Origin of the sequence: Pseudoalteromonas sp. SG43-6 (assembly GCF_014164365.1) — a bacterium.
Lineage (GTDB): Bacteria > Pseudomonadota > Gammaproteobacteria > Enterobacterales > Alteromonadaceae > Pseudoalteromonas > Pseudoalteromonas rhizosphaerae.
Genome location: NZ_JACJEZ010000051.1, coordinates 25,633 through 36,815, shown reverse-complemented (window position 1 = coordinate 36,815; position 11,183 = coordinate 25,633). Strand labels below are relative to the sequence as shown.

The window sequence follows — 11,183 nt, the reverse complement described above, 5'->3', positions numbered from 1 at the left end:
GGGCATTGCGCCAAAACAACACCATTTTCGCACGCAAATGCACTGACCATATAAAGTGCATCGCGCCTATCTGACTGATTAAATGAACCTTTCAATCGCTTACCATCAATCGCAACTACATCGCCCTGAGTTAATTTAGAACAGTCTTTCATCCAAGAAGAAAAAGAATCTTGAAACTGCGTCATATCAATGCGACTCATCACACGAGCGATTGTGTCATGGCGAGGGATACCTTGCTAAAGAGGAACGTACTTCCTGAGCCAATCTAATCTATCATGGCCAAAATCTTCAATATCTTCCCAACCTTGGCACCCAGATATGACAGCGCTGACAGCTAAGAATATGATATCAAGTAGTTTATTGACAACTTTCCCCTGCTGGCGAGGGTCATCAATTGATTCGAAATATTTAAATAGTTGAATCTCAGGCATGGGGGCTCCTTAAAAAGGAGTATAAGATCATACTTTTAAGTCAAGATAAAGTTCGTGATCTTACCCTGAGACCTGACCCCATTATTTTTTACTCTACTGAATATATGGAGGTAACTTCAACTTTATTATCTTTCAAATGAATATTAGCTTTCCACAATTGAGAATTTATATAAACTTTTATAGAGTATGCATTCTTTTCAAATAAGCCTGTTACTACTGGACTCATTGAAACAGCGCCAGGAATACTGGTGAATTTATTTAATTGACTGTCAAAAAACCAGTCAAACATATTCACCCTTTTTTTAATGGCGTTCTCTTTGTTATTTCTCAACTCTTCCATAAACCTCCAGATAACCCCATAATCTTCTATAGCAACGGTAGGCTCTAAACGGATGGCTCCATCAAAGTTACAACTTTGATTAGTCACAGCGACTTCCAATGTGGCAACATAGGGCTCAACTTTATATCCGCCAACCACGCCATAATGTTTTTTGTAGCAAATGCCATCAGTATTCGAAGGCTCTTCTACAAATATTGTATCACCACATTTAAAATGGAATTTGCCCCTTGCGCCATTTAATTTCTTCATTACCATTAGCTTATGCTGGTTATTTAGAACGCTTTCTCCACAGCTAACATGCAAATTACTAGTACTAACAACACTTGCAATAGCTAGAATCGTCGGACCTATCGCGACCACCATGATTTCTCCTCTGGTTTATAACTATCGGGGTCTGTAGTGGTCAACTAATTTTTGCCACTAATTACATAAAGACAAAAAGAAAGACCTGACCCTATTCACTTTGTTACTAAAGGGTGACTCTATTTACTTTTCTGTTAGTTTAATCATCAGGCAAGGTAAGTAAATCATCAACTATTCCTAACTTACTAAGCAATGAAATGAATCTTGACTTTTTTTTATCTATCACATATTGCGCATCCATAACTACCGAAAAAACAACGTACTCAATGCCTTTTTCAAAATTCAATCTATCTCTTTTTATTAGCGTAGTGTAAGTTTTGACTTCAAGAGGTTTAAATATTACATCTCCTTCAAGTGGCGAAAACTCTACATTTTTAAACGATAATGGGTTGTCAAACGGGTTACTCGTTGCATACACGTCTTTTGCTCTATAAAACTTAAAAGCATGCTCAGTAAAATGAGTTTCATCGAAATAATTTGAAATTACTTTAATTTCAAATGCCGTATTATTTCTTAAAACAACACTCGTATTGCAATATACCAAATCGCAAATAGTATATACTACGGCTTCAATAGCTTTAGGTGGTTTTTCAATCGCATTTGAAAAGCATACCTGTGAATTAACTATTAAAAATAATAAAGTTAAAAATCTATATTTTGACATTATATTTCCTTGATGCACTATCGAAAAATTTGTGCCTTTCCTATTTTACTTTACGAGCACTTACTTCCCTCTAAAAAACTTTCCGAATATTTTATATATACAATCAGCAGTATAACTAAAAAGTGTAAGGAAGAAATAAAACAATAACGACAATGGTACTATTATTGTCAACAACCCCCAATCATTTGAACTATAAGAGATTTGGCAAATTGTCAATGCAACTATTGAAAACACACATAGTAAAGTAAATGCATTTTCTTTTACATCTTCAAAAAGAAAGCTCAAAGAAAAGAAATTGGATTTAGAACGAAAAATATAAAAAACACAAGTGGTTAACGCTATGGCTATCCCATAGTGGTGATTTAAACTAATCACCAATAAAAATTGAAATATAATAAAAATAAAAATTACTTTTTTAATCATTTTTATTCCTTATTGATTCTAAAACTATTTACAAAACGCGACATAACTAGAGTATGTTTTCTTTGTTCCTTGCATATACATTACCCCATATCCAACTTCGTAAGAAGCTCCGAGTGCATCTATAGAAAATGAATCTAGACGATGCTCAATTGCATACGCAGCTCCGTGTACCTTTGCGCTGTACTTCTTAAACCCTCTCAAAAATGCAGCTCCTATTGTTTCAATTTCCGAAGTAGACCAACCTCGGATACCATCAATATCATAAAAAACTGTGCAATTACTATTTAAAGTCGTATTAAATTAAAGAGTTATGGTTTATTTATAGTTAAATCAGATACAGGAACAATCAGACTAAAAGATGATTAAATGAATGAAATATGAATATACGCTCAAATTAAATGACTACTTAAACGTAACTTTGCCGCCGATCATTTTATACGCGGGTGCGCCTCGGATAATTGCTTCTCGAGCAAAAGGGCGTGAGCAGTTGGGGCATACGCAAGGAATAGTGGTGAAATCTTGACTGATCCGTTCGATAAAACATTTAACCAATGCCCCTTTGCCGCCTTTACGATATTTGAATAGGGGAGCTTTACATTGACTACAAAAAATATCGACCGTTTTAGTAGGGCCTTTTTTATTCGGTTTTGCCATTATTTTGTTACTTTTACTACAAACACGCGAATAGATTAACAGCTTATGGCCAAAGTCCAAAGATTAAGCCCATTAAAGTAAACTGTAAAATATGGTAACCGCTATTGATTAAAAACAGCTTTAGTGGTCGTTGTTCATAAATATAGCTCATCCCTAAGGCACTGCTTACCCAACATAGTCCAACCGCAAAGCCAACGCCTACCGCAACCCCTAAATGTGGATGTGGTCCTAAAAACAGTGATAAGCCAAAAGCGATAAATAAAGATAAAACAAAACCGCCACCAAATACCCATTTTGGATTTGTTGCTTTTAAATCCAGCTCCGTTAATCCACAGCCTTCTAACCAGGCTCGTTGAAACAACCAAGGTGAATACCAAACGCCTCCTAACATAAAAGAAGACATGGCAGCTAATAATACGGCTACAAAATCCAGTTGTGATAAATCCATAATGACTACTTATGCTGATTGCAAAAAATACAATGATATTTTTACTGTAGTTAATGAACGCCATTGCAGCAACTATCTAAACTGCAAAACTATCTATGATGCGTGGCTGGTGCCCAAATATAAATGCACTAAAGTAATCTGAGCTTCATTTAAAGTGACTACAGGCGACTGTATTACTTAGTTGACCGGGTAAAACTTATTGCCTAAAAGGCAACAATAAACTTACTGAGCATTACTAAACCGGAAACCGTGATCCGAAATAACGCTCACTATTGCGCTAGGATTTACTGCTGAACTGGTTTTTTTTGTAGCTTACGCTGTAAAGTTCGCCGATGCATATTAAGTTGCCGAGCAGTTGCTGAAATATTGCCTTGATTGGTATGCAGCACTTGCTGAATATGTTCCCACTCAAGACGCTCTGGCGACATAGTTACAATATCATCTGCAATTAACTCAGTAGTTGGCTCGCATGTGCCTGTTAAGGCTCGTAATAACGTGAGCATATCAACGGGTTTTGTTAAATAATCATTTGCACCTAGGCGCATAGCCTCTACCGCTGTGGCAATACTGGCATAGCCTGTTAATAATACAATATGTGCGTCTGTCAGTAAGGCTCTCAGTGGTGCGATAAGAGCTAAACCGTTATCGTCAGCTAATTTCATATCTAACAGAATATGTGTCGGTGCGAAGTTTTTAGCTATGCCAATAGCCTCGGCTTTATCATGTGCCAGCTGACATGCAAAACCGTGTTTGGTTAAGCGCCGCGCTAACGTATTGGCAAGATTAATATCATCTTCAATAATTAATAGCTTCATACAGGCTCGACTTGTGGCTCATCAATGGTTAATTGTACTTTGGCAACCGCGCCACCTTGTGGGTGATTAAATAATGTTAAAGAGCCTTGTAAACGCTCAAATGTTACATTTGAAAGCATAACTGCTAGCCCCATCCCCGTTTCACTAGGCATTAACTGACCCCCTAACTCTGCCAATTGTGCTGCGCTAAATCCTTTACCAAAATCACGTATAACTAAACTCACTGTTTTAGGGTTATCTGGAGTCTGTTGCCAGTTCAATTCCAGTGTTTGTTGCTGTGCCTGTTGATTGGCAAAAGCAGCATTTTGCAACAAGTTTAATATCGCTGGCAGTAACATAGCATCATTAGTAACCGAGCTAGCAGGCGCTGCATTTAGCCAATTAAGCTGTTGATCGGGATACTGTAATAGCATTGTATCGCTAATTTGTTGAGCTAATGCGTTTAACGATACAGTCGCTGCAACCGTTTGTGTGCGTAGTTCAGATGACAGGGTACGAAACTGTTTTAACTGCTGTGCGCATTGCAACAAGGGCTGCTGCATGTCTTTCACAATCTCATTATCGGGCTGCTCTTCAAGAAGCTCTTCATACAATAATTGTAAATTGGCGATTGGGCTGGCTAATTGATGAGTAATTTGTGCCGCAGCACCATCAAGCGTGACTAACTGCTCTGCTCGTAATTGTTTTTCTCGCACAGTTGCAATTGTGCGCTCTCGCGAATGCAGTGCACGGTTCATAGTGCCGATAACGAATGCTATAACGCTAGCACTGATCACAAAGTTAACCCACATACCCACAAAGTGACTGGTCATTTGCATATGATGCATGCTGTGCTGAGGCATTTTAAATAGCAGCACGCTATAGGCGGTGATCGCTAATACAGCAATATAAGCTAAGCCGCGAGCACTGACACTCACCGCAGCAATCATTATTGGTAACAACAGTAACGACACAAATGCATTGGTCGCACCACCACTCAAAGACAGCAATACCGATAAAAAAAGCACATCGGCCGTAAGCTGCATTAACATCCCAAGTTCTTTCGCTTTACTGACATTACGATAAGCAATCACGCTTAAAATTTGGAATACGGCTTCAAGGGAGATCACTACCAGTAGAGGCAATAAAGGGATTTGGTGCTCAAGTAAAAAATAGACTGCTACAACGGCCAATAGTTGAATTGCAATTGCACCACTGCGTAACATCAGTAAACGGCTAATCGCAGGATCAGTGCGCATTAAAAACGCCATACATAATTACCTAACAAAAAAATACCTAATAAAAAATGCCTAATTAAAGAAGGTTAACCTAATCATCAGCCATAGAGATACTAAACACAGCACACGGCGTTCCTTGATGAAACACCATTTTCCACTGGCCTTCGGTTAATCGCCACAGCGACATCCGTAACGAATAGTTAAACTCAGCGCGCGCAGAGCGCCGATATGCCGCTTGATAACTTAGTTGGGCAATATCATCACTAAGCATTCGGCCTTTAAAATGCTGATTGTAAAACTGCGGCACGACTTCGGTAGGTAACCGCGTTAATACTTGATATTTATTAAATACAGTACCATTAGCGGCAATTTCAATAAAATCATCATCGAGCAAAGCATCCAATGCCTGCTCAGATTGACGGATCTCAGGATCTAATAATTGGCGCTCAGCGTCAATCAAATGATTAAACAATGATGCCTTGATTTTGCTGCCCATACTGTATCCTAAAATTGGTGTTTATATATTTGCCCTGCTTTCATCACAAATTGTACATTTTGCAATGTCGTTATATCATCAAGAGGAGAGCCATTAACGCTGATGATATCTGCTTGTTTACCAACACTCAACTGCCCTAGTCGGTCTTGTTGGCCGAGTAACTTAGCGGCATTAACTGTTGCTGACATAATAGCCTGTTTTTCAGTCATGCCATATTTAACTAACCATAAAAACTCATCAGCATTATTACCATGGCGTGATACGCCAGAATCTGTACCAAAAGCAATATTAACATTGTTTTTTAATGCCAGTTTAAATGAAGCTGCAACATTTGGTACAACGGTGCGTACTTTATCAGCAATAGCTGTTGGCATATTTGGGTTACTGAGAACTTCTTGACTGACCGTTTGGCCTGCCAATAACGTGGGCACTAAATAAGCGTTGTATTGCTTAAATAACTTTACAGTCTCTTTGTCTAGGTAAGAGCCATGTTCAATTGAATCAACACCTGCACGTAATGCCGCTTTGATCCCTGATGTACCATGAGCATGGGCTGTTACGCTGCGCCCTAAGTTATGTGCAGTATCAACAATCGCCATCAACTCTTGATCTGTGAACTGCTGATTGACACCCGCTGCGGTATTACTTAACACCCCACCCGTTGCGGTAATTTTAATTACATCAGCACCTGATTTAATTACTTCACGAACCGCGCGGCGACAATCATCAGCACCATCACACACCCCTAACCCTCCACTTATCACATCACTAATATCTTTACGGTAACCGTGCAGATCAGCATGCCCGCCTGTTGGGGTAATTGTATCTCCTGCAGCAAAAATACGTGGCCCTTGAATATCTCCACGCTCAACGGCACGCTGTAGTGGAAAGATCACTTTATAGCTACTACCTAAATCACGCACGGAGGTAAAACCCGCAGCAAGAGTGCGCTGCAAATATTTAACTGAGCGCAGCGCATAATCAGCCTCATATTCTGTTAGCCAGCGATGTGGATTAGCACTTGCGTCACGCTCAAAAGTAACATGTACGTGCATATCAATTAATCCAGGCATAACAAATTGATTTTTTAAATCAATGATCTTTGCATCGGGCAATGCTAGATCGGTAACACTCATATAGCCTTTTTCGATGCGCGTGATGATAGCGTCTTCTATAACAATAGTGCGTTGCTTTTCTAGTGTTTGTTCAGCACCTGCTAACATTGATCCTGCGTAAATAACCTGAGTTTGTGTTGCAAAACCCGCCGCAGAGCATACCGTCGTACCCAATGCAGCCAAGATAGTAATTAATTTTTGTTTCATGTTTACCTCATTTTTCTACTACCATTAGCCTAAATTACGTTTAATTACCACTATTTACGACGTAAGCTAAGTTATAAACTAGTCTTAGAACTGGATTTTTGGTATAAATCAAACATAGATGACACATGTCTGACCACTTAAAGAGAGCACACTATGACCTACGCACACATAACGGGTTGGGGTAAATGTATCCCACCAGCGCGTATTAGCAACGATGAAATTAGCCAATTAGTTGATACCAATGATGAATGGATCACATCCCGCACTGGTATAAAAGCCCGTAGAGTAAGCCACGTTAGTACTGCAGAGCTTGCCACTGTAGCAGCTAAACATGCAATAGCCTGTGCTGGCATTGATGCTAAAGACATTGACTTAGTGTTATTAGCAACATGTACGCCCTCTACTATGGTGGCAAACACAGCTTCGTTAGTACAAAAAAACATTGGTGCAGTTGGCGCTGCCGCTATGGACACCAATGCAGCTTGCTCTGGTTTTTTATATGCAATACAAGCAGCGACTGCACAAATTCAAGCCGGTATGATCAAAAAAGCTGTAGTAATTGCTGCTGAACGTATGACCTGGTATGTAAACTGGGATCGCCGTGATAGTGCGGTGTTATTTGGTGATGGCGCCGGTGCCGTAGTACTTGAAGCAGCAGACACGCCAGCGGGTTTACTCGCGACAAAAACAGGCTGTGATAGCGAAGACCGTGATATCTTGCATATCACTAACTTTGGTAGTGACTTAAATAAATATGTGCCTATTGGGCCATCTGATTTATTATTTGAAGGTCGCGAAATCTTTAAGCGCGCAGTAAAGGGCATGAGTGAAGCCTGTGACGATGTGCTCACACAAGCAAATTTGAGCCTTGATGATATCGATGTACTTGTGCCACACCAAGCAAATTTACGTATCATTCAAGCCATTCAACATCGCTTAAAAGTGCCAGATGAAAAAGTAATGGTTAACATTGGCGAATACGGCAATACATCGGCAGCAACTATTGCAATCGCATTATGCGAAGCTGTTGAGCAAGGATTAATTAAACCACATGCTAATATCATGTCTGCAGCATTTGGTGCCGGATTAACTTGGGCTGCTAGTTACATAAAATGGGGCGAACGCGTCACGCCAATCAGCGTTAGCGATGCAGCACTACCACCGTGTGATAAAACCGGTTTAGAGTTAGTGGCCCCCGCAGTAGCAGCTTGCAAAGGCAGTGATCAATAACATACTCAATATGGCGCAGCTATACTGCGCCATTTACCACAGATAGCTAAAAATGATGCAATTGCTAGGAATTCACCACGCTGCAATTATATGCAGCGATTACACCCGCTCAAAACATTTTTATCATCAGATCTTACAGCTGCCGATAATTGCAGAGCATTTTCGCCAACATCGCCACTCATACAAATTAGATTTAGCCTTGCCTGATGGTAGCCAAATAGAGCTATTTTCATTTGATAATGCACCAAAGCGACCTAGTTACCCAGAAGCACAAGGTTTACGACATTTAGCATTTAAAGTGGCCAATATTGAGCAAAGTAAAGTGTATTTGCAAAGCCAAGGTGTGGCAGTAGAAGAGATTCGAACGGATGAATACACAGGTAAACAATTTACCTTTTTTGCAGATCCTGATGGGTTACCGCTTGAGCTTTATGAGGCATAACCTCACAAAGCTCAATAAATTTATTTAAAACGACTTTGTAAGTAGTTAAATACGGCACGAATACCGAGTGCTTCACCACCGACTGGACGACCTGGTAATGAGCGGATATTCCATGCCATTACATCAAAATGTACCCATGGTGTGGTTGGCTCTACAAATTCTTTTAAATAAAGTGCAGCAGTAATTGCGCCGCCGAATGGGGTACTTGCACAGTTAGCCATATCAGCAACATCACTTTTTAATAAACTTTTATATTGTTCAAAAAGCGGTAATTGCCAAACGGGGTCGCTTACTGCAATACCGGCGTCAATAATGCCATTGGCAACATCACGCTCAGTTGAGAAAAACCCTGGTAACTCAGTGCCTAACGCAATACGACAAGCACCGGTTAAGGTTGCAAAATCAATGATCAACTCAGGATTGTCATTTTGTGCTTCCGTGAGTGCATCACATAACACTAAACGCCCCTCTGCGTCGGTGTTATCGATTTCGACCATAATACCTTTTCGTGTTTTAATTACATCGCCAGGGCGAAATGCATTGCGCGATACCGCATTCTCAACAGCGGGTACCAACACGCGTAAACGAATTGGTAAATTTGCCGCCATAATTAACTGCGCTAAACCAATTACATGAGCTGCGCCGCCCATGTCTTTTTTCATATTGCGCATACCTGAGCTTGGTTTAAGATCTAAACCACCAGAGTCAAAACAAACACCTTTACCGACTAAGGTGATCAAAGGAGCGTCTGCAGCGCCCCAGTGTAAATCAAGTAAACGCGGTTTATTTTCACTGGCGCGGCCTACCATGTGGATAGTTGGATAGTTTTGTTCTAATAATTCATCCCCTATCCATTCATTGAATTGACCATTGTAAGTGTGTGCTAAATCAGCCATCACTTGTGATAAGTGCTGTGGCATCATGTCTGCGGCAGGCGTATTAACTAGATCTCTAACTAAGTTAATCGCATTTGCTTGGCGTGTAATACGCGCAAACAATGCTTCATCGGCTATTGCTAATTGTGCTTTTACAGCACCTTTGGCTTTATATTCGCTAAATTCATAACCACCAAGTATAAAACCCAGAGCAATCTGTTCTAATTGTTGTTCACACTCTTGAACTTGGTAAATTCCTGCTGGCAGTTTGCTGGCTAATTCACCCGCGAGCCAAAAGTCATCAACGCTATTAACTAAACAATACACCTGACTTAGCGCTCCACTTTGTGGATTGACCACCAAGGCTAAACCTTGTTTTGCAAAATCACAGCTATTTAGCCAGTTTTGTAAAAAAATTGGCTGCTGTGCTTGCCATGTAGCTAAGTCATTTTTAACAATAAAAGATAAAGGAATACCCGTAGAACTATGACGAATTAATGTACTCATTAAATGACTCGTTTAAAATTATATGATGATCAAGCATATCAATAACTCAGCATAAAAGGTATAGCACAAAGACTATCCTTTAAACTGCATGGCATTATTTTTTTACAGGTGGTTTTACGTCTGACTTTGCCGTTTTTTCAGCGTGGTGGTGTTGCAGCTCTTCATCAGCGATCTGCTGGTCAATATCTTTAAGTGATTTATTGATGTTAAATGAACTTGGCAGTACATCAACCCCAACCCATTGACCCAACTTAACAACCAGTGGAATAGTCACAGGTGCAAAAGGTAAAACAGCAAAAACACCTAAACCCAATCCTTTGAGAATATCAACAAACTGGGCATTCGCTTTTTGCAGATCCTCTTTACTCACATCTCCTTGGGTGTAGCGACGATAAATTGTGAGCATTTCTTTGGTTTCTTGCTTTTCCTGCGCCAGTGCAATTTTAAGTGCTACCATAGCGCGCTTGAAACGCAACTGTTGGCGTTTTGTAGTAATTTTTGCCACTCGAATTGGGGCACGATGAATAACTTTATATAGTCGCATAACGCTATTCTCACATAGCCTTAACACTTCACAAAGCATAATTTAATACAATCACCGATTAACAGATCCAGATTATTTCTCAGCTAGTAAAAAAGCCATGATTAAGTATAATCACTGGCCAATAAACGGCCCATATTATTAAACCTATAAGTAATGAATAAAATACCGCAAAACACAGCCGATATAGCAAACCGAGTTGACGACACAAAACCAACCAGACCGGCTGCTGATCAGTGCTGTGGTGGTGGCAGTTGTTGCCCATGTGTTTGGGATGAATACCGAGAAGCGTTAAAAGCTTGGCGACAACAAAATCCTGAACAAACTGATAACCAATAATTACCATTGAACTTTACTGAACAGTTTCCAGTCTAAAAACTTCTATTTACAAAATTATTATTTTTTTTCTGATTTA

14 protein-coding genes and 1 pseudogene are annotated in these 11,183 nt (G+C 39.9%); 3 read left to right on the top strand and 12 right to left on the bottom strand.

Features of this window, described 5'->3' with window-relative positions:
- From H5201_RS18335 to H5201_RS18290, 10 genes and pseudogenes are all read right to left on the bottom strand, one after another.
- Positions 1-185: pseudogene (locus tag H5201_RS18335) on the bottom strand (ISAs1 family transposase); the annotation flags it as partial.
- 51 nt (positions 186-236) lie between these two features.
- Positions 237-431 (bottom strand): transposase family protein, encoded by a 195-nt coding sequence (locus H5201_RS18330; RefSeq protein WP_182785176.1) that lies wholly within the window; start codon positions 429-431, stop codon positions 237-239.
- Positions 432-519: 88 nt separating this feature from the next.
- Complete coding sequence (locus H5201_RS18325) at positions 520-1,134, bottom strand: hypothetical protein (protein WP_182717833.1); 615 nt, start codon at positions 1,132-1,134, stop codon at positions 520-522.
- Between the two features lie 139 nt (positions 1,135-1,273).
- Positions 1,274-1,798 (bottom strand): hypothetical protein, encoded by a 525-nt coding sequence (locus H5201_RS18320; protein ID WP_182717832.1) that lies wholly within the window; start codon positions 1,796-1,798, stop codon positions 1,274-1,276.
- 825 nt (positions 1,799-2,623) lie between these two features.
- The gene (locus H5201_RS18315; protein WP_149980101.1) at positions 2,624-2,875 is read right to left on the bottom strand and encodes a hypothetical protein; all 252 of its coding nucleotides are present in this window, start codon (positions 2,873-2,875) and stop codon (positions 2,624-2,626) included.
- A gap of 43 nt (positions 2,876-2,918) precedes the next feature.
- Positions 2,919-3,323: a DUF1761 domain-containing protein gene (locus H5201_RS18310; RefSeq protein WP_145236169.1), complete on the bottom strand. Its 405-nt coding sequence runs from the start codon at positions 3,321-3,323 to the stop codon at positions 2,919-2,921.
- A 284-nt stretch (positions 3,324-3,607) separates the two neighbouring features.
- Positions 3,608-4,138 (bottom strand): response regulator transcription factor, encoded by a 531-nt coding sequence (locus H5201_RS18305; protein WP_182730847.1) that lies wholly within the window; start codon positions 4,136-4,138, stop codon positions 3,608-3,610.
- Positions 4,135-5,376 carry an ATP-binding protein gene (locus H5201_RS18300; RefSeq protein WP_145236312.1) on the bottom strand — a complete coding sequence of 414 codons (1,242 nt, stop codon included), beginning with the start codon at positions 5,374-5,376 and terminating at the stop codon, positions 4,135-4,137. Before H5201_RS18300 ends, H5201_RS18305 begins: the two co-directional genes overlap by 4 nt.
- A gap of 70 nt (positions 5,377-5,446) precedes the next feature.
- Positions 5,447-5,851 carry a DUF4440 domain-containing protein gene (locus H5201_RS18295; RefSeq protein ID WP_182739593.1) on the bottom strand — a complete coding sequence of 135 codons (405 nt, stop codon included), beginning with the start codon at positions 5,849-5,851 and terminating at the stop codon, positions 5,447-5,449.
- 8 nt (positions 5,852-5,859) lie between these two features.
- Positions 5,860-7,173 carry an amidohydrolase family protein gene (locus tag H5201_RS18290; protein WP_182785175.1) on the bottom strand — a complete coding sequence of 438 codons (1,314 nt, stop codon included), beginning with the start codon at positions 7,171-7,173 and terminating at the stop codon, positions 5,860-5,862.
- Positions 7,174-7,326: 153 nt separating this feature from the next.
- Here H5201_RS18290 and H5201_RS18285 point away from each other — a divergent pair, with 153 nt between their 5' ends.
- The gene (locus H5201_RS18285; RefSeq protein WP_145236180.1) at positions 7,327-8,403 is read left to right on the top strand and encodes a ketoacyl-ACP synthase III; all 1,077 of its coding nucleotides are present in this window, start codon (positions 7,327-7,329) and stop codon (positions 8,401-8,403) included.
- 55 nt (positions 8,404-8,458) lie between these two features.
- On the top strand, positions 8,459-8,845 hold the full coding sequence (locus H5201_RS18280; RefSeq protein WP_145236314.1) for a VOC family protein: 387 nt from the start codon (positions 8,459-8,461) through the stop codon (positions 8,843-8,845).
- A 20-nt stretch (positions 8,846-8,865) separates the two neighbouring features.
- On the opposite strand, the gene H5201_RS18275 is transcribed toward H5201_RS18280, so the two are convergent.
- Entirely contained in the window at positions 8,866-10,227 is a 1,362-nt protein-coding gene (locus H5201_RS18275) for a M17 family metallopeptidase (RefSeq protein ID WP_149980098.1), read from the bottom strand.
- A 94-nt stretch (positions 10,228-10,321) separates the two neighbouring features.
- Entirely contained in the window at positions 10,322-10,771 is a 450-nt protein-coding gene (locus H5201_RS18270) for a hypothetical protein (protein ID WP_182739591.1), read from the bottom strand.
- Positions 10,772-10,924: 153 nt separating this feature from the next.
- Between H5201_RS18270 and H5201_RS18265 the strand changes: the two genes are divergently transcribed.
- Positions 10,925-11,107, top strand: coding sequence for an oxidoreductase-like domain-containing protein (locus H5201_RS18265; protein ID WP_182739590.1), 183 nt, complete (start codon positions 10,925-10,927; stop codon positions 11,105-11,107).
- The last annotated feature ends 76 nt before the right edge of the window (positions 11,108-11,183 follow it).

Coding starts and splice junctions, on each gene's coding strand:
- H5201_RS18270 (WP_182739591.1), bottom strand. CDS start 10,771: ATGCGACTATATAAAGTTATTCATCGTGCCCCAATTCGAGTGGCAAAA.
- H5201_RS18275 (WP_149980098.1), bottom strand. CDS start 10,227: ATGAGTACATTAATTCGTCATAGTTCTACGGGTATTCCTTTATCTTTT.
- H5201_RS18315 (WP_149980101.1), bottom strand. CDS start 2,875: ATGGCAAAACCGAATAAAAAAGGCCCTACTAAAACGGTCGATATTTTT.
- H5201_RS18295 (WP_182739593.1), bottom strand. CDS start 5,851: ATGGGCAGCAAAATCAAGGCATCATTGTTTAATCATTTGATTGACGCT.
- H5201_RS18280 (WP_145236314.1), top strand. CDS start 8,459: ATGCAATTGCTAGGAATTCACCACGCTGCAATTATATGCAGCGATTAC.
- H5201_RS18285 (WP_145236180.1), top strand. CDS start 7,327: ATGACCTACGCACACATAACGGGTTGGGGTAAATGTATCCCACCAGCG.
- H5201_RS18305 (WP_182730847.1), bottom strand. CDS start 4,138: ATGAAGCTATTAATTATTGAAGATGATATTAATCTTGCCAATACGTTA.
- H5201_RS18300 (WP_145236312.1), bottom strand. CDS start 5,376: ATGCGCACTGATCCTGCGATTAGCCGTTTACTGATGTTACGCAGTGGT.
- H5201_RS18290 (WP_182785175.1), bottom strand. CDS start 7,173: ATGAAACAAAAATTAATTACTATCTTGGCTGCATTGGGTACGACGGTA.
- H5201_RS18325 (WP_182717833.1), bottom strand. CDS start 1,134: ATGGTGGTCGCGATAGGTCCGACGATTCTAGCTATTGCAAGTGTTGTT.
- H5201_RS18265 (WP_182739590.1), top strand. CDS start 10,925: ATGAATAAAATACCGCAAAACACAGCCGATATAGCAAACCGAGTTGAC.
- H5201_RS18320 (WP_182717832.1), bottom strand. CDS start 1,798: ATGTCAAAATATAGATTTTTAACTTTATTATTTTTAATAGTTAATTCA.
- H5201_RS18310 (WP_145236169.1), bottom strand. CDS start 3,323: ATGGATTTATCACAACTGGATTTTGTAGCCGTATTATTAGCTGCCATG.
- H5201_RS18330 (WP_182785176.1), bottom strand. CDS start 431: ATGCCTGAGATTCAACTATTTAAATATTTCGAATCAATTGATGACCCT.